General features: G+C 60.7%; 16 protein-coding genes. 9 read left to right on the top strand and 7 right to left on the bottom strand.

Annotated elements, in window-relative coordinates; all coding sequences use genetic code 11:
• Positions 1–13 precede the first annotated feature (13 nt).
• The 5 genes from ACTJJW_RS14055 (at position 14) to ACTJJW_RS14035 (ending at position 4,822) form a co-directional block, all read left to right on the top strand.
• The gene (locus tag ACTJJW_RS14055) at positions 14–484 is read left to right on the top strand and encodes a hypothetical protein (protein ID WP_462645689.1); all 471 of its coding nucleotides are present in this window, start codon (positions 14–16) and stop codon (positions 482–484) included.
• Between the two features lie 105 nt (positions 485–589).
• Positions 590–1,975: a S1C family serine protease gene (locus tag ACTJJW_RS14050; RefSeq protein WP_462645687.1), complete on the top strand. Its 1,386-nt coding sequence runs from the start codon at positions 590–592 to the stop codon at positions 1,973–1,975.
• A 132-nt stretch (positions 1,976–2,107) separates the two neighbouring features.
• The gene (locus ACTJJW_RS14045) at positions 2,108–3,136 is read left to right on the top strand and encodes a glycosyltransferase family 2 protein (RefSeq protein ID WP_462645685.1); all 1,029 of its coding nucleotides are present in this window, start codon (positions 2,108–2,110) and stop codon (positions 3,134–3,136) included.
• Between the two features lie 4 nt (positions 3,137–3,140).
• The gene (locus ACTJJW_RS14040; protein WP_462645683.1) at positions 3,141–3,959 is read left to right on the top strand and encodes a CDP-alcohol phosphatidyltransferase family protein; all 819 of its coding nucleotides are present in this window, start codon (positions 3,141–3,143) and stop codon (positions 3,957–3,959) included.
• Positions 3,956–4,822, top strand: coding sequence for a glycosyltransferase family 2 protein (locus ACTJJW_RS14035; RefSeq protein WP_462645681.1), 867 nt, complete (start codon positions 3,956–3,958; stop codon positions 4,820–4,822). Before ACTJJW_RS14040 ends, ACTJJW_RS14035 begins: the two co-directional genes overlap by 4 nt.
• Positions 4,823–4,853: 31 nt before the next feature.
• Here ACTJJW_RS14035 and ACTJJW_RS14030 read toward each other — a convergent pair whose 3' ends face one another.
• Positions 4,854–6,782: a DEAD/DEAH box helicase gene (locus ACTJJW_RS14030; RefSeq protein WP_462645679.1), complete on the bottom strand. Its 1,929-nt coding sequence runs from the start codon at positions 6,780–6,782 to the stop codon at positions 4,854–4,856.
• Positions 6,783–6,973: 191 nt separating this feature from the next.
• Between ACTJJW_RS14030 and ACTJJW_RS14025 the strand changes: the two genes are divergently transcribed.
• Entirely contained in the window at positions 6,974–8,263 is a 1,290-nt protein-coding gene (locus tag ACTJJW_RS14025; protein WP_462645677.1) for a CDP-glycerol glycerophosphotransferase family protein, read from the top strand.
• A gap of 5 nt (positions 8,264–8,268) precedes the next feature.
• Here ACTJJW_RS14025 and ACTJJW_RS14020 read toward each other — a convergent pair whose 3' ends face one another.
• From ACTJJW_RS14020 to ACTJJW_RS14000, 5 genes are all read right to left on the bottom strand, one after another.
• Complete coding sequence (locus tag ACTJJW_RS14020; protein ID WP_462645676.1) at positions 8,269–9,204, bottom strand: hypothetical protein; 936 nt, start codon at positions 9,202–9,204, stop codon at positions 8,269–8,271.
• A 53-nt stretch (positions 9,205–9,257) separates the two neighbouring features.
• A complete protein-coding gene (locus ACTJJW_RS14015; protein WP_462645674.1) occupies positions 9,258–9,998 on the bottom strand; it encodes an ABC transporter ATP-binding protein in 741 nt (246 codons plus the stop codon).
• Positions 9,998–10,798, bottom strand: coding sequence for an ABC transporter permease (locus tag ACTJJW_RS14010; RefSeq protein ID WP_462645672.1), 801 nt, complete (start codon positions 10,796–10,798; stop codon positions 9,998–10,000). Before ACTJJW_RS14010 ends, ACTJJW_RS14015 begins: the two co-directional genes overlap by 1 nt.
• A gap of 101 nt (positions 10,799–10,899) precedes the next feature.
• On the bottom strand, positions 10,900–11,592 hold the full coding sequence (locus ACTJJW_RS14005) for a phosphocholine cytidylyltransferase family protein (protein ID WP_462645670.1): 693 nt from the start codon (positions 11,590–11,592) through the stop codon (positions 10,900–10,902).
• 426 nt (positions 11,593–12,018) lie between these two features.
• Complete coding sequence (locus ACTJJW_RS14000) at positions 12,019–12,231, bottom strand: hypothetical protein (RefSeq protein ID WP_462645669.1); 213 nt, start codon at positions 12,229–12,231, stop codon at positions 12,019–12,021.
• A 61-nt stretch (positions 12,232–12,292) separates the two neighbouring features.
• Here ACTJJW_RS14000 and ACTJJW_RS13995 point away from each other — a divergent pair, with 61 nt between their 5' ends.
• From ACTJJW_RS13995 to ACTJJW_RS13985, 3 genes are read left to right on the top strand one after another with little or no spacing between them, the layout of a single operon-like run.
• Positions 12,293–13,420 carry an ABC transporter ATP-binding protein gene (locus ACTJJW_RS13995; protein ID WP_462645667.1) on the top strand — a complete coding sequence of 376 codons (1,128 nt, stop codon included), beginning with the start codon at positions 12,293–12,295 and terminating at the stop codon, positions 13,418–13,420.
• On the top strand, positions 13,396–14,967 hold the full coding sequence (locus ACTJJW_RS13990) for a hypothetical protein (protein ID WP_462645666.1): 1,572 nt from the start codon (positions 13,396–13,398) through the stop codon (positions 14,965–14,967). Before ACTJJW_RS13995 ends, ACTJJW_RS13990 begins: the two co-directional genes overlap by 25 nt.
• A gap of 28 nt (positions 14,968–14,995) precedes the next feature.
• The gene (locus ACTJJW_RS13985) at positions 14,996–15,256 is read left to right on the top strand and encodes a DUF3039 domain-containing protein (protein WP_010206294.1); all 261 of its coding nucleotides are present in this window, start codon (positions 14,996–14,998) and stop codon (positions 15,254–15,256) included.
• A 24-nt stretch (positions 15,257–15,280) separates the two neighbouring features.
• Here the strand turns inward: ACTJJW_RS13985 and ACTJJW_RS13980 are convergent, their stop codons facing one another.
• Entirely contained in the window at positions 15,281–16,573 is a 1,293-nt protein-coding gene (locus ACTJJW_RS13980) for a nicotinate phosphoribosyltransferase (RefSeq protein WP_462645663.1), read from the bottom strand.
• Positions 16,574–16,734 lie beyond the last annotated feature (161 nt).

Genomic DNA, 16,734 nt, shown 5'->3' with positions numbered 1-16,734 from the left:
AAAGAAAGCCCCAATGATCGACGCACTCCAAAACTTCACCGAATCCCTCCCACCCTTACTGCAATGGGTAGGCGTGATCCTCGCCTCAGCGATTCCCTTCATCGAGTCCTACTTCGGATCCGTCATCGGAATCCTCGCCGGCATCAACCCCATCATCGCGATCCTTGCCGCCATCATCGGCAACACACTCTCCATGATCATCGTCGTACTCAGCGCACACGGAGTACGCACCAGCGTCACCAAACGCAAAGAACCCAAACCAGCCACGCCCCGCAAAGAACGACTTCGAAAACAATTCGACAAATACGGAGTACCCGGCGTCAGCCTCCTCGGCCAAACAGTCCTCCCCAGTCAAATCACCTCAGCAGCCATGGTCTCCTTCGGCGCATCCAAAAACAGTGTCATCCTCTGGCAAATCATCTCCATCACACTCTGGGGCATCGCATTCGGCACACTCGCAGCCCTCGGCAGCACCCTCATCTGACAACAGCCGGGCTGACTCGCAGCCACCACGCAGCCGCCACACAGCGCATGTAAATAGAATGTTCAGGTTGGCGATAGAAGCTTGCACCGCCGAAAGGAGCACAACATGACTGAGGTCCCCAAAGAACCGACCCCCGCAACAACACCCGGCGAAAACACCACCCCGACCAGCGAACCAACGTCGGCGCATGACCTCGCAGCGGGAGCGACCATTCCCGAGGCAGCCCCCGGAGCAAGCTTCGGGCCGGCAGCCACAACCGGCGCTGACGACAGTCACGCGAAACCCGAGAAGAAAAAGTCCAGCATGACGCTCGGGCTCGTCGCAGGCTTCGCAATCGTCGCACTCCTCGGAGGCGCATCCGGAGCCGGCGTCGCACTCTGGGCAGTCGGCAACCAAGCCACCTCAGTGGTCAGCGGAGCAGCAAACCCCACATCCATCACCGTCAACGACCCCGGCAACGCAACACTCGTCACCTCAGTCGTCGCGAAAGCGGCACCCGCCATCGTCACCATCAACGTGACAGGCCAAAACACCGGCGGCAGCGGATCAGGCGTCATCATCAGTGCAGACGGAAACGTCATCACCAACGCCCACGTCGTCACCCTCGACGGTAAAGTAGCCGACCCCAAAGTCACCGTCACCACAAACGACGGCCGCCTACTCTCCGCAACCGTCGTCGGCTTCGACCCCATCTCAGACATCGCCGTGATCAACATTGACGACGCCAGCGACATGCCCTACGTCAACATCGCAGACTCCAGCGCCCTCAACGTCGGAGACAGCACCGTTGCCATCGGCGCCCCGCTCGGACTCTCCGGCACCGTCACCAGCGGAATCGTGAGCGCACTCAACCGCAGCATCACCATTGCATCGTCGGCACTACCCGCAGACCCCGAAACCACACCAGAACCCGACAACAGCGACGCACCAGACCTCTGGAACTTCGACCTGTTCGGCGAAAACAGCGGCCAAAACGGCGCAAACCAAGCCTCCGTTGCGCTTTCCGTAATCCAAACTGACGCGGCCATCAACCCCGGCAACTCTGGTGGTGCACTACTGAACTCCGACGGTGAACTCATCGGAATCAACGTAGCCATCGCATCCTCCGGAGGCACCGCAGGCAACATCGGCGTCGGATTCGCAATCCCCGCCAACCTAGCCAGCCGAGTAGCAAACGAAATCCTCGAAAACGGAACCGCAACCCACGGCCTCCTCGGAGCCTCAGTAGCCGACGTCACCGATGATCCAGCCCAAAGCGACGCACAAGTTGTCGGCGCAAGCATCGTTGACGTATCCGACGGTGGAGCCGCAGCGGATGCAGGACTCAAGGTAGGCGACATCGTCACCGGATTCGACGGCCGCCCCATCACCAACAAAACCGACCTCACCGCGCAAGTGCGAGCACTATCCGCCGGCGAAAAAACCACCCTCAGCTACGTACGCGCCGGAAAGGCCTACACCGTCGACGTCACATTAGGTTCGCTGAACTAACACACAAGCAACAACCACTGTGCGGCGCGCACGGGCACACCAGCCCATGCGCGCCGCATACGTGTGTACGCCCCGAGTTCGCCCCCGACGCGATAAGCTCGACCGACAACCCGGTCTGACGCATTGGAACACATGGCAAAGAAGGCTCAAGCCCTCACGGGTGTGTCATACGTGATGCCCGTACTCAACGAAGTTGAACACATCGAGGCAGCCGTCGACAGCCTGACAGCGCAAGACTACGAAGGCTCCTTCGAAATCGTGCTCGCGCTCGGCCCCAGCGTCGACGGAACCAACGCCGTCATCGACGAAATGGCCCGTCACGACCCGCGCATCCGTCACATCCCCAACGAACTTGGCTCCACCCCTGGTGGACTCAACGCCGCCATTCGCGCGTCAACCTACCCCATCGTGGTGCGCGTAGACGCCCACTCCGTACTGCCAACTGACTACACCCGTGTCGCCGTAGAGACACTCGAACGCACCGGTGCAGACAACGTCGGCGGCATCATGAAAGCTGAAGGTCGCACGCCCTTCGAGCGGGCAGTCGCGCACGCCTACGGATCGCCAGAAGGCCTCGGCGGCACCCAGCACCACACCGGCGGTAAAGCAGGCCCCGCCGACACCGCCTACCTCGGTGTTTTCCAACGAGATCGCCTCGTCGCAGTCGGACTCTTCGATGAAGACATCAAGCGCGGCCAAGACTGGGAACTCAACCGCAGACTCCGCGCCAGCGGCGGCACAGTCTGGTTCACCCCAGAACTCCAAGTCGTCTACCGCCCGCGATCAAGCCTGCGCAAACTCATCCGCCAATTTGTGGCCACAGGAATTTGGCGCGGAGAACTCGCACGCCGCTTCGGCACCGCAAACTCCCTGCGCTACTTCGTGCCACCACTCGCCGTGCTCGGCACCCTCATCGGTCTCATCCTCGGCATCATCGGCAGCGCAACGAGCGCCGGCTGGTTGAGCTTCGCCTACATCGCACCAGCGATCTACGCTCTCTTCGTAATTGCAGCGTCAGGCATTGCGGCAGCCAAAGAGGGGCTACGATCAGGTCTTTGGTATCTGATCGTGTTGCCGTGCATCCACTTCGGTTGGGGCACAGGCTTCATCCTCGGATTCCTGAAGCTCACCAAAAACATCACTGCGCAAACGGGAAGGTAACAGCGTGTCCATCCGCACACCAGCAGAGCCCTCAGCCCGCCCGCAGAGCATCGCGCAGCTGCGAGAAGTAACGCAGCCCCCAGAGGTGCGGATGCGCGCCAACGCCGAACACTGGACCGCTTCCCTCTACCTGCGCGACATTTCGCCGTACCTGACATGGATGCTGCTGAAGACATCCATCAGCGCCAACGGTGTAACCGGGCTCATGATCCTCACGGGGTGGCTCACCGCAGCAGCCCTCCTCATCCCCGGCTTTACCGGTGCCGCCCTCGCCCTCGTGCTCGGCCAAATGCAGATGCTCGTCGATTGCAGCGATGGCGAAGTTGCCCGCTGGCGCAACACGCGCTCACCGGCCGGGGTGTTCCTCGACAAAGTCGGGCACTACACAACAGAGGCGCTCATCCCGATTGCTCTCGGCATCCGTGCGGCCGGCTGGCCTCTCGACTTTCCCGCAGACTTCGCCTGGACCACCGCAGGCTTTGCACTCGCGCTTCTCATCGTGCTGAACAAAGCCCTCAACGACATGGTGCACGTTGCGCGTGCCAATGCCGGGCTTGAGAAACTCAGCGACCGCAAGGGCGAAGCAGTACCGAGCCACAGTGTCGTCGCGAAACTGCGTCGGCTGGCCCGCTTCGTTCCCTTCCACCGCCTGTACCACTCGGTGGAACTCACCATGATTGCTTTCGCGACAGCGATCGTGGCGCTCTTCGTGCCGGCTCTCGCGGCCGAACGCACCGTGCTTCTCATTCTGCTTCCGCTGGCAGCACTCGCGCTTGCCGGCCACTTTGTGGCGATCATGGCGTCCAAGCGCGTCCGCTCATGACCCACCGCATCGGCGTCGTTTCCCTCACTCAGGGAAAGCGCCCCGACGACCTCAATCGTGGCCTCGCCTCGTTACAAGCGCAGCAAGGCGTCGAGCTCGACATCGTGGTCGTCGGCAACGGTTGGGAGCCCACCGGGCTTCCGGATGGTGTGAGGGGCCTTCACCTGCCGGAAAACCTCGGCATCCCCGCAGGTCGCAACCGCGGTGTAGAGCACGTTAACGGCGACTGGATTTTCTTTCTTGACGACGACGCCAGCATCCCATCGCCCACCTTCCTTAGCGATGCTGTCGGCAAGATCGTTGCCGACCCCACGATTGGGCTCCTGCAACCGCGCGTCGAAGACGCCGAAGGCAAAGAGAACCCGCGCCGGTGGATCCCGCGCATCCGCAAGGGTGACCCACAGCATCCGAGTGACGTCTTCTCCGTGTGGGAAGGTGCAGTGCTTATGCCTCGCCTGCTGTTCGACGAGATCGACGGATGGGGCAACCCCTACTTCTATGCCCACGAAGGCATAGAGCTGGCGTGGCGAGTGTGGGGCGCCGGAAAACGCGCCTGGTATGCCGGAGATCTGGTCGCGAATCACCCAGCCATCGACCCCGCACGGCACAGCTACTATTACCGGCTCAACGCACGAAACCGCATCTGGTTGGCAAAACGCAACCTGCCAGTCGTGCTCGCGCCAATCTACGTTGCCAGCTGGACCGCAATTCAGATTCTGCGATCAGCCCGCAACCCCGTTGGCATGCGTGCCTGGTGGGGCGGCTGGTTTGCCGGATGGCGAGAGAACCCGGGAGGCCGCCGCCGCATCAGCTGGGCGACCGTGGGGCGGATGGCTCGCGCCGGCCGCCCTCCCGTGATCTAAGTCTCTACGTCCCGCTGCTAGCGACGATCCGCTAGCTGCGCGGCTTGCGCGTGGGGCGATCTTCGTAACGGCTGCCACTGTCGCGAGGAGCGCTATCGCGTCCAGCGTCGTCACGAGGGCCCGAATCACGCTTATTGTAGCCGCGCGACTCTTCGCGTTCGCGGTTAGCGCGGGCGCCACCCTCGAACGAACGGTCCCGGCTGGGGTACTTGCCGTCAGCGCCGCGCGCTCCGCCGCCATTTGCCTTGCGGTCGGGGCTGATCTCGATCAGCTTGCCGCTGATGCGAGTGTCGCGCAGACGCCCAAGCACGTCCTTTGACATGTCGGCGGGCAACTCAACGAGTGAGAAATCGGGACGAATCTGTATGTGGCCGAAGTCGTCGCGGCTCAGTCCGCCCTCATTGGCGAGTGCACCAACGATCTGGCGAGGCTCGACGCGCTGACGCTTGCCGACCTCAATGCGGTACGCAGTCATCGGCTTGGTGGAACGGGGACGACGCTCGGGACGGTCACCGCGGTCACCGCCGCGGTCTCCGCCACGCTCAGGACGATCGTTGCGTGAGCTGCGTTCTTCGCGCTCGCTGAAACGCTGAGCACGCTCTTCTTCAGCCGACAGCAGCAGGGGAGTTTCGCCCTGGGCGACGACAGCAAGAGCAGCAGCGACATCCGTCTCAGGAACATCGTGGTGCTCGACGTAGTGACCGATGATCTCGCGGAATGCAGAAATGCGAGCCTGCTGGTTGAGCGCTTCAGTGATTGCGTCATCGAAGCGAGTCAGTCGTGTGGAGTTAACGTCTTCAACCGACGGCAACTGCATCTGGGTCAGCGGCTGGCGGGTGGCTTTCTCGATTGCGGTGAGGAGGCGACGCTCGCGCGGGGTGACAAAGCTGATTGCGGAACCGCTGCGACCGGCACGACCGGTGCGGCCAATGCGGTGCACGTACGACTCGGTGTCAACGGGGATGTCGAAGTTCACAACGTGGCTGATGCGGTCAACGTCGAGTCCGCGAGCAGCAACATCGGTTGCTACGAGGATGTCGAGCTTGCCCGACTTGAGCTGGTTGACGGTGCGCTCGCGCTGGGCCTGAGCCACGTCACCGCTGATTGCCGCCGCCGAGTAGCCACGCGCACGCAGCTTCTCAGCCAAGTTTTCGGTTTCGCTCTTGGTGCGAACGAAGACGATCATTCCTTCAAAGTTTTCGACTTCGAGGATGCGGGTCAGTGCGTCGACCTTCTGCGGGTACGAGACAACGAGGTAACGCTGGCTGGTGTTTGCCGAGGTGGTGGTCTGCGACTTGACCGTGATCTCTTCAGCATTGTTCAGGTACTTCTTGGAGATGCGGCGAATCTGTGCCGGCATGGTGGCCGAGAACAGCGCGACCTGCTTGTCGTCTGGGGTGTCGGCGAGAATCGTCTCAACGTCTTCGGCGAAGCCCATCTTGAGCATTTCGTCGGCCTCATCGAGCACGAGGTACTTGAGCTCAGAGAGGTCAAGGGTTCCCTTGGCGAGGTGGTCCATGATGCGGCCGGGAGTACCGACAACAACGTGAACTCCACGACGCAGTGCAGAAAGCTGCACACCGTAGGCCTGGCCGCCGTAAACGGGAAGCACGTGAACGCCACGCATGTGGGTTGCATACTTCTCGAATGCCTCACACACCTGCAACGCGAGTTCGCGGGTGGGGGAGAGCACGAGAGCTTGCGGCTTGCTCTGAGAAACATCGAGGCGGGACAGGATGGGCAGCGCAAACGCTGCAGTCTTACCTGTTCCGGTCTGTGCGAGGCCGACTACGTCGCGCCCCTCAAGAAGAGTAGGAATGGTGGCGGCTTGGATCGCAGAAGGCGTCTCGTAGCCAATTTCACGGACCGCTTTCAGTACCGCATCGCTGAGCGCGAGGTCGGAGAAAGTGATCGCGGTCTCGGTGGTGTCAGACGGTGCGGTTGAATCAGAATCGGTCATTCTATCAATCGTACCTTCTAAACCTGCGAAAACCTGCGTCTTCCAGTACGCTGCCCCCTCGAATGCGGAGTGGGCGAGGGCGGGTACTATCGAGACCGCGGCCCAATCTCACGCCACCGCATCATCATTGGCTCGGTAACGGTGTGGTGGGAAGTGCGTTGCACCGGCCCTCCACCGATTTGATTGAGACCATGGCGCTACTGAAAGATTTCAAGACCGCTCGCAAAGTGGTGCGCACAATGCTGCGTTCGCGCCACAATCGGCGACACGTCGCGAACCTCTTGGGCGAGCATCCGCTGCCGACGCCTGGGTCAGTAAGCATCGCCGTCTACTTCGCCGACACCAAGGTAAATCTCTACCAAATACGCCAGTGGTACGCGCCGCTTGCTGAGCTGTCGAAACGTTTTCCGGTGACGATCATCGCGCGTTCACCGAGTTCGGTGTTGGCGTTGTGGGATGAGGCGCCAGTTCCGACTGTCTACCTGCGTCGGGTGTCAGAGCTTGAAAAGTTTGTGTCAGAGCAGCCGCTGAAGATTGTGTTCTACGTCAATCAGAATTCCAAGAACTTTCAGATGTTCCGTTACGGCCGCATGTGGCACGTTTTCATCAACCATGGTGAGAGCGACAAAATGTACATGACCACAAACCAGTTCAAGGCCTATGACTTCAGCTTTGTTGCCGGCGAGGCCGCGCTCGAGCGGCTGAACCACAAGCTGTGGGATTTCGATCTCGAGAAGCGGGCCATCCCGATCGGGCGTCCGCAGGCCGACCATTTTGTCGGTGAGCTGCCGTACACGCCAGACGACCGCATTGTTGTGCTCTATGCGCCTACTTGGGAGGGCGACCGGGAGGCTGCGGCGTACGGCTCAATCGCCACGCACGGTGTTGCGTTGGCTAAAGCCGTTCTTGCCAGTGACAAGCACCGCTTTATTTACCGTCCGCACCCGCGCAGTGGTGTTGTCGACGACGAATACAATCGGGCGAATATCGCGATCATTGCGGCGATTGCTGAGGCCAACGAGTCCGATCCCTCGGTTCAGCACATTTACGACGATGGCAAAGAGTTGGGTTGGCAGTTGGTGGCAGCGGATGTTGCCATCACTGACGTTTCGGCAATGGTCTATGACCGGCTCGCCACGGGTAAACCGCTCATCGTTGCTCGACCGGTGTCAGCCTCGGCAGACATCGACGAGGCAGGCTACCTAGGAGCGTGCGAATGGTTGCGCGCCGATCAAGCCGACGACATCCTGTCGATCGTCAGCCGTGTGCAGTTCGATGCAGAAGCGAAAGAACGTCTGGGATATTGGGCTGAGCGTCACTTTGGCGATACGAGCCCGGGAGCAGCGACAGCGCGCTTCCACGATGCTGTCGAATCGTTGGTCGCTCGGTGGCACCGACATGCACAAATCCACATCGGCGATCGTCAGGGCAGCGAAGGTGATCCTTTTGAGGATGACGACGAGTCCTCCGCTGCCGAGTAGCTGAGCTAGGTGCGTTCGTCCCTCTCGGCAACTGCACTTTCGTCTGTTGTCAGGGCGTCGATATCGACGTGGTCGTCGAGTTCGGCGAAGCTTTCGAGTTCAACCCAGGCTTGGCGTTTGCGCAGCTTGGGCAGTTGGGGCAACTGCGGTATCCGTTTGCGCTCGCCGACTTCTTTGCGCTCGCCGAGTGCCTTCGGCGTCTTGGGAGTTTTCGATGTCTTGGACGCCTTGACAATGAGCACGGGCTCAAGCCACGCCGGCAGCATGGCTGGTGCAGGGCCGAAGCCTTGACGGGCGGTGCGAATGATTTGTCGCCCCAAGATATGGTTGCCGCCTCCGCCGATCACGGCGCCAATGCCGAAGGGCATAAGTCGTCCAACAATGTTGGTGCCCTGAGCTGTCGCAAACTTCTTCAAGAAGGTGTGTTTGATGCGGTCGGCGAGGGGCCCCATAAGCGCGGTGGGCACGCCTTTGGCTAGGGTCTCGCCCCAGTAAGCGGAACGGGCAGCGCCTGAGCCGGTGGCTTGTGCGGCAAGCTGTTTCACGAGGTCGCTGCCGGCGCTGCCGAGCACCATCGTCATCACAAGCGCCCGCGCACGGTCGGGGTCATCTACGACGATTCCATGAACTTCAGTAACCGATTGGGCGAAGAGCGCACTGGCCTCGAGAAAGCCTGCTGTTTCGACGCTCGAGAGCGCCAACGATGCTCCAGTGCCCACCGCGGGGATTGCCGCACTGGCGCCGACAAGCGCGCCCCCGGTCGTCACCGCGGCCAAATAGCGGCGCTCAAGGATGGTGATAATCTCGTCCGAGCTCGCGTTCGGCTTGCCCTTGCGGATGCTGCGAATGTGCGCGAGCACAACGGGGCGCTGCACGGTGAGTACACGGTCGATGCCGCGCACAACCATGGGGTGCGACGTGTTTAGTTCGCTTGAGGCCATGGGTTAAAGCGTACCGGAGCGATCTGACGCCACCCCGAGAGTTAGGCAGCCGTTCAGGAACCGTAATCTGCGTTGTAGCGGGCCAGTACGTCTCTGATGGGGCCGTCGAGCACTAGCTCGCCCTTGTCGAGGTAGAGACCGCGGCTGCAGAAGCGACGAAGGTCGCGTTCGTTGTGCGAGACGAAGAACAGCGTTCGGCCGCCCTCGAGCAGCTCTTCGATGCGGCGGTAGCACTTCTCACGGAAGGCTTTATCGCCAACCGCAAGAACCTCATCCACCAAAATAATGGGTTCTTCGAGTCGTGAGATTACGGCGAATGCGATGCGCACTTTCATGCCGCTCGAGAGATGTTTGTAGGGGGTATCGATGAAACGTTCGATTTCAGCGAAGCTAATGATTTCGTCGAAGCGATCGCTGATCTCGCGCTTTGTCATTCCGTGCAGGCCGGCGGTGAGGTACACGTTGTCGCGCACGCTCAGATCTTCGACAAAGCCTCCGGTGATTTCGATGAGCGGGGCCACGCCCTGAGCGACCTGCACGTCGCCCTCGTCCGCAAGCATGACTTCGGCAACCAGCTTGAGAAGTGTCGATTTGCCTTGGCCGTTTCGCCCAACAACACCGATCGCTTCGCCGGCGGTCACATCAAAGTTCACGTGGCGCAGTGCCCAAAACTCATTGGCGCGTGCGCGACGCTTTCGACCGGCAAACAGGTCTTTGAAGTTGCGGCGTGATCGCCGATTGAGTCGAAACCGGATGCCGGCATCCCGCACCTGAATCACAAAATTGTCGGCCATTAGATCTCCTTCAGCACGGCACGTTCGGTGCGCACGAAGACGAGGATGCCGACGGCAACCAAGATCAAGCTCATGAGAGCCCCGATTAGAACGGCATACCAGTCAAGTTGGTCGGGAAAGAAGGCAGCGCGGTAGAGCGAAAAGATTCCGGCAAGGGGGTTGAACGCGGCCACGCCGTCGAGCCCTAGTCTCTGCAAGTCAGGGATCCCGTAAATGATGGGGGAGGCGTAGAAGAGAAAGCGCAGCGCCAGCTTGGTTGCGCGCTCTAGGTCTCGGAAGAACACGACGAGGGGAGCAACAATGAGACCGACGCCTACGGTGAGGATCGCCTGAAGCACAACGCCGAGCAGGAAGTACACGGTTTCCCAGTGCAGCACGGCGCCGGTGGCAAGCGCGAAGACCGCGAGCACAGGCAGGCTGGCGATGAACTCGATTCCCTTTGAGAGTACGAGTCGCGCTACCCAGATGGTGCGGGGGATTTTGGTGGAACGAATTAGCTTGGCTTCACGCAAGTAGGCACGGGTGGCATCCGAAACAGCACCGTTGAACCACATCCACGGCAGCAGCGCCGTCAGCAGGAACACGATATAGGGCTCCTCGCCGACCGTGCGGTCAAAGACCTGAGTGAAGACGAACCAGTAGATGCCCGCCATGACCAGAGGGTCGAGGATGCTCCACACATAGCCGAGGGCTGAGGTGGAGTACCGCACACGCAGGTCACGGACGGTTAGCAACCAGAGAGTGCGGCGGTATCGGGTGATGGGTGACCATGCAGGTCGGCCCAGTGCTGTGTTTGCCACGCCCCTATAGTAGGCGGGCAAATGACGAAACGTCGGCACTGCACTGATACGCGGTACCGACGTTTCGTGTTCGTGGGGGCCTATGCCCAGACAAAGTCTGCTTAGACGAAGAGGTTTGCGCGCTCGAGGTCTTCAGCAAAGTCGACTTCGATTGCGTAGAGGTCAGAAATATCGATGGGCTCGATGAGTAGGCGGTCTTCTTCAATGGCGAGTTCAATGCCGCGCTCGAAGTAGTCCTGGTCGCCAACCTTCTTGAGGTGGCGTAGCAGCGTTGCCTTAGCGTCGCGCGAAATGTAGTTGATGCCAACGGCTTCGCCGAGGCCGCCCTTGACAGTCTTGGAAAGTTCCTTGATGAAACCCTCTGCGTCAGTCGTGTACTTGACCTCTTCGTCAGAAACCTTGGCGGTGTTGACGCTGACGAATGATTGGTCGCGAGTAACCATGGCTGCTGCACGTTCGAGTGCGGTCGGGTCGAAGACGACGTCGCCGTTCATCCAGAGCACTCCACCGGGAGTGGATGCCTGCAGTGCACGCATGAGGCTCTTCGAAGTGTTCGTCTGGTCGTACTGCTCGTTGTAAACGAACGATGCTTCGGGGAAGGCCTCGATGATGTGCTCGAGCTTGTAGCCAACAACGATGGTCACCTTGACGTTGTTGCCGAATGCGTGGTGGATATTGTCGAACTGTTGCTTCATGATGGTGCGGCCATCGCTGAGCTCAGTAAGCGGCTTTGGAAGCGAGCGGCCCAAACGGCTGCCCATGCCAGCAGCTAAAATAACGACTTGTGTAGTCATGGTGGTCTCCTCAGTAGTTCTGGGATCCGGGGATTAGGCGTCTTGATTAACCTAGTGTTCACCCGAGATTGGTAAAATCGACACACCTTTGTGCGATAGTCAGGCTAGCTGTGCCCGCCGAGAACTCCATAGATTTTGCGGGGTTGTTGTCTATTTGTGATACTCGCTCATGCGCCCGGCATCTGATTGGTAGGTTTGGACAGTGGAAAACGCCCAAACACCCGACGAGGGCAAGAAGACTGTAGAAACGCCGGCAACGAGGCCCGCAACGAGCCCCCGGAAGCCCGCTGCGGCCCGAGGGCCTCAAGCAAAATCGAGCACCGTCGCGCCAACATCGTCTGCAACTCGCAAGCCCGCTGCCAAGAAATCCGCCGCACCCAAAACTCCTGCGGGGAAGAGCGCCGCTGCGACGAAAGCTGGTGCAGCTCAGGCTGCAGCAACGAATGCTGCAGAAACTAGGGCGCCGGCACCTACGTCTGCGGCACCTGCGGCTGCAAGTTCGACGGCGGCTGGCGCGAAACCAACGACGCCGCGTCGGGCGACGACACCTCGGACGACTGTAGCCAAGCAGACTGCACCCAAGCAGACTGCACCCAAGCAGACTGCACCAACGCCGAATGCGCCCACGTCGAGTGTCACTGAGCCCGCCGCGGCCTCCGAGCCGATTGCAGCGCCAGCGGAGTCGTCCGAAGCTGAGACCGTGAAACCCGCAGAAAAGCCGGATGCTGTGCTTGCGGGCCTCGCTCGCTTGCGCGCGCTTGCGGCTCAGTTCACTGTTCCCGCTCCCACTCCCGCCGCCGAGATCGCGTCTGAGCCGCAGGCTGTAGAAGTTGTGGCTGGGATCGCACCGGATGCTGTTGCCGTGTCCAAGGCAGTCACAACTCCCAAGCGCGCGCCCAAAACTAAGCCGCAGCCCACTCCAGCACCAGAGCTAGAGTCCGACCCCACAGCCGAGCAAGCGCTCGAGCAGGAGCCCAAGCCGCAATCCGACCAGAAACCTGAACCTGCGGGCGATGCGGTGGCCGCAGTGCGGTTGACGCTCTCTCACGCGGGTGAAGCGACATCCACAGATATTGTTCTGAAAGTTCGCGGGCTTTCGAAGGGCTTTGGCGACACAGTTGCCGTCAACGACATTGACCTTAATGTGCGTGCGGGTGTCTTCTACGGCATCGTCGGCCCCAACGGCGCCGGTAAAACGACGACGCTTTCGATGATCACTGGCCTGTTGCGTCCCGATTCTGGAACCGCCAGCGTCAATGGCATCGACGTGTGGGATTCGCCCGAGATCGCCAAGCGGTCTATCGGTGTGCTCCCAGATCGTCTGCGCATCTTCGACCGCCTCACGGGTTCGCAGTTGCTCTACTACTCGGGAGTGCTTCGCGGTCTCAAAGCCGCCGAAGTACGCAAGCGCTCCGCAGATTTGGCGACCGCCTTCGGGCTCGACGATGTGATGGGTCGCCTCGTGAGCGACTACTCGTCAGGCATGCTCAAGAAGGTGGCGCTCGCCGCCGCAATGATTCACTCGCCGCGACTGTTGGTGCTCGACGAACCCTTTGAATCGGTCGACCCCGTTTCAGCAGCAACAGTGACCCGCATCCTCAAGCAGTATGTGAACGCCGGCGGAACTGTGCTGCTCTCCAGCCACCGCATGGAACTCGTGCAGCGCGTCTGCAATCACGTCGCCGTAATCGTAGAAGGCACGCTGCTCGCTGACGGAACGATTGATGAAGTCCGAAACGGAATGTCCCTCGAGGATCGTTTCGTGCAGCTGACCGGCACAACCTCCAGTGGGGGAGGGCTCGAGTGGTTGAGCAGTTTCTCCGACTGAAACTGACGCTCCTCGCGAACACCTTCCGTCGAGGGCCACTCGTTGCGTCAAGCATGGCTCTGGTGCTGCTCTACAGCGCAGTTCTGTTCGTCATCGCAATCATCGCGGTCGCAAACCTGCGCGAAACCACCCCAGAAGTTGCGGGCAGCACGCTCGTTGTCTTTGGTTCAATGGCCCTCGCCGGCTTCCTCATCATGCCTCTCGGCTGGAACGCGGATGATGCACTAGACCCGCGCCGATTCTCCTACCTGCCCGTCAGTAGGCTCCGCCTCGCGCTGCTGTTGTTGCTTGCCGGCGCGATCAGCATCCCCGCGTTGATGCTGATCGGCCTGGCGGTTGCGCAGGTTATTGCCTGGTCGGGAGCTGCTGCATCCACCCTCGTCGCTGTGCTCTCAGGCCTCATCGTGATTGCCACCGCAGTTATTGGTTCGCGACTGGCCAGCCTGATCGCGGCACGCTACTTGAGCACCCGCCGACTCCGAGAGAGCTTCGGCTTCGTTGCCATCACTCTCGTCATTGCATCGCTTCCGGTGGCTGTGCTCTTGGCCCTCTCCGACTATCAGTCGCAAGTGTTGCCCGCGCTTCGGCGCATTGCTTCCGTGCTCGAGTGGACCCCGCTGGGAGTCGCGTTCAGCGCACCAGCCGCCAGCGCTGCCGGGGATGTGAGTGGAGCCGCCGCCAAACTCGCGATAGCTTTCGGATTCCTTGTCGTGCTCGCCGCAGGCTGGTACTTCATGCTCGGCTACGTGCTCTCGCGCCCTGAACGAAGTGCCGTCGAAACGCATCGCTCAGGGTTGGGCTGGTTCCGGCTTATGCCGTCAACACCGCTGGGGGCAATTGCTGCGCGCAGCCTCAGCTACTGGGCACGCGACGCCCGCTATTTTGTTGCACTGGCCGCGATCCCCATCATCCCCATCGGAATGGTCGCCGCTCTCCTTGTCGGCGGAGTCGGTGCCGACGTCATCGCATGGATCCCTGTGCCCGTCATGTGCCTGTTCCTCGGGTGGAGCGCCCACAACGATGTTGCGCACGACAACACAGCACTCTGGACCCACGTATCTGCCCATACGCATGGCGCGGACGACCGCTGGGGTCGAATCGTTCCTGGGCTGCTCGTAGGAGTCCCCCTCGCCATCGTCGGCAACATCATCACCGTCATCATTGTCGGCAACTCCGAAGCGCTACCCGGTCTGATCGGATTCAGCCTGTGCCTGCTGTTCGCAGGGCTGGGAGTGTCAAGCGTCAGTTCAGCAGCCTTCCCGTACGCAGCACCGCTTCCCGGTCATGGCGCATTCATTCAACCGCAGGCGCTCGTCTCCAACGCCGCAACGGTGCAGTCGTTTACGTTCGCGCTCACCCTGCTTTTTGGTGCGCCAGTGCTCGCCGTGGTGTTCTTCAACCCCTTCGTTGAGCTCGAACGGCACTGGGCTGCTTTCCTCGTGGGTGTGCCTCTTGGACTGATTGTGTTGGTTGTCGGAGTGTATTGGGGTGGTCGAATCATGGTGCGCCGCGGTCCAGAACTGCTCGCCCAGTCCTCCCAGAACTAAATTGACAACCACGAAGTAGAATTGACGCATGGCTGACACCGATCACACTGGCGGCGGAACCGACACGCTCGACCGCGAACTTGAAGAACTGCTCAATCAGGAGCAAGTTGAAGAGGGCGACCACGAACGCTTCTCGCACTACGCGCCCAAGAACAAAATCATGGAATCGGCGCTCTCAGGCAAGCCCATACGCGCTCTGTGCGGAAAACTCTGGACGCCAGGGCGCGACCCAGAGAAGTTCCCTGTCTGCCCCACGTGCAAAGAGGTTTACGAAAAGATGAAGGGCTAACGCCTAGCTCGCAACTGCTAACGCCTAGCGATAGATGGTCGGCACGACGGGCTCGCCACGTGACAGCCGGAAGGCATTAAGCGGCAGCTCTGCCAGCGACTGTTCGCTGTGGTCTCGTGCGGCGAGAGTTCCGTCGCGGCCCAGCCAGCGGGTATCCGCCGATCCATTCGTCATCAGATCGACGATAAGATCGCGCCCCTCCACATCGGGTCGGCCTTCGGATGCCTGATAGATCAACTCTGTAGTGGCAAGGCCGTCTTCGAGAGTTCGTATCGCAGCCTTGTGTCCACCTATGGTGGCTTTGGCCGTGGACTTCTTTGCGACCGACACCCATTCGCCTGCATCGTTGTGGTGCGCAACGAGCTTGTAGACCATGCCTGCAGCGGGATGCCCGGATCCGGTTACTACAGAGGTGCCGACGCCGAACGAGTCGACAGGGGCAGCCCGCAGAGCGGCAATCGCGTGCTCGTCGAGGTCGTTGGTGACTGTGATGCGGGTGTTGGTGGCTCCCAGAGAGTCCAGTTGTGCCCGCACGGAAGCGACTTGCACGGCGAGGTCACCTGAGTCGATTCGCACCGCCCCGAGTTTAGTGCCGGCAACCTTCACCGCAAGATCTACGGCTTTCTCTACGTCGTAGGTGTCAACGAGCAGCGTTGTCGACGGCCCGAAGGCATCAACCTGAGCCTGGAACGCTTCTTCTTCTGAGTCATGCAGTAGCGTGAACGAGTGGGCTGCGGTGCCCATTGTGGGCACGCCCCAACTGCGGCCAGCTTCTAGGTTGCTTGTTGCGCTGAAACCGGCGATATACGCGGCGCGGGCGGATGCCACGGCAGAACGTTCTCCGGTGCGGCGTGATCCCATCTCTGCGATGGGTCGTGCGTCGGCTGCAGACACCATGCGCGCAGCAGCGGACGCGACTGCTGAGTCATAGTTGAGCACGCTCAACGCGAGAGTTTCGAGCAGCACGGCCTCGGCAAATGAGCCCTCGACGATCAGCACGGGGGAGCCGGGGAAGTAGGCGTCGCCTTCGCGGTAGCCGGTGATGTTGCCAGTGAAGCGATAATTGGCGAGCCAGTCGATGGTGGTGGGCCGAACAATCTTGTTCTGTTGCAAGAACGACAGTTCTTCGTCGCCGAAACGGAACTGCTCGACCAGTTCGAGCAAGCGCCCGGTGCCAGCGACAACGCCATAGCGACGGCTGTCAGGAAGTCGGCGGGCGAATGCCTCGAACACACACGGACGTTCATGGCGGCCACTGCCGATTGCGGCGTCGAGCATGGTGAGCTCGTATTGGTCTGTTAGTAGAGCGGTACTCACCTGATCAGCGTACGCGACAGACCCTGAAGGCTGTCCGAGTTCTAAACGGAAGCGCAACACCTCATAGGTTGTGGTTGTTCAGATCACACCGAGAGGGGTTGCGCTTCCTTGACCGCACAATACCGACATTTGACGTTGGAAGACCGTATCGAGATCGCCAG

The organism is Rhodoglobus galactosidasius (assembly GCF_054957775.1).
This window is presented reverse-complemented; position numbering and strand designations above follow the sequence as displayed.

Coding starts and splice junctions, on each gene's coding strand:
- ACTJJW_RS14045 (WP_462645685.1), top strand. CDS start 2,108: ATGGCAAAGAAGGCTCAAGCCCTCACGGGTGTGTCATACGTGATGCCC.
- ACTJJW_RS14020 (WP_462645676.1), bottom strand. CDS start 9,204: ATGGCCTCAAGCGAACTAAACACGTCGCACCCCATGGTTGTGCGCGGC.
- ACTJJW_RS14050 (WP_462645687.1), top strand. CDS start 590: ATGACTGAGGTCCCCAAAGAACCGACCCCCGCAACAACACCCGGCGAA.
- ACTJJW_RS14025 (WP_462645677.1), top strand. CDS start 6,974: ATGGCGCTACTGAAAGATTTCAAGACCGCTCGCAAAGTGGTGCGCACA.
- ACTJJW_RS14015 (WP_462645674.1), bottom strand. CDS start 9,998: ATGGCCGACAATTTTGTGATTCAGGTGCGGGATGCCGGCATCCGGTTT.
- ACTJJW_RS14055 (WP_462645689.1), top strand. CDS start 14: ATGATCGACGCACTCCAAAACTTCACCGAATCCCTCCCACCCTTACTG.
- ACTJJW_RS14030 (WP_462645679.1), bottom strand. CDS start 6,782: ATGACCGATTCTGATTCAACCGCACCGTCTGACACCACCGAGACCGCG.
- ACTJJW_RS14005 (WP_462645670.1), bottom strand. CDS start 11,592: ATGACTACACAAGTCGTTATTTTAGCTGCTGGCATGGGCAGCCGTTTG.
- ACTJJW_RS14035 (WP_462645681.1), top strand. CDS start 3,956: ATGACCCACCGCATCGGCGTCGTTTCCCTCACTCAGGGAAAGCGCCCC.
- ACTJJW_RS13985 (WP_010206294.1), top strand. CDS start 14,996: ATGGCTGACACCGATCACACTGGCGGCGGAACCGACACGCTCGACCGC.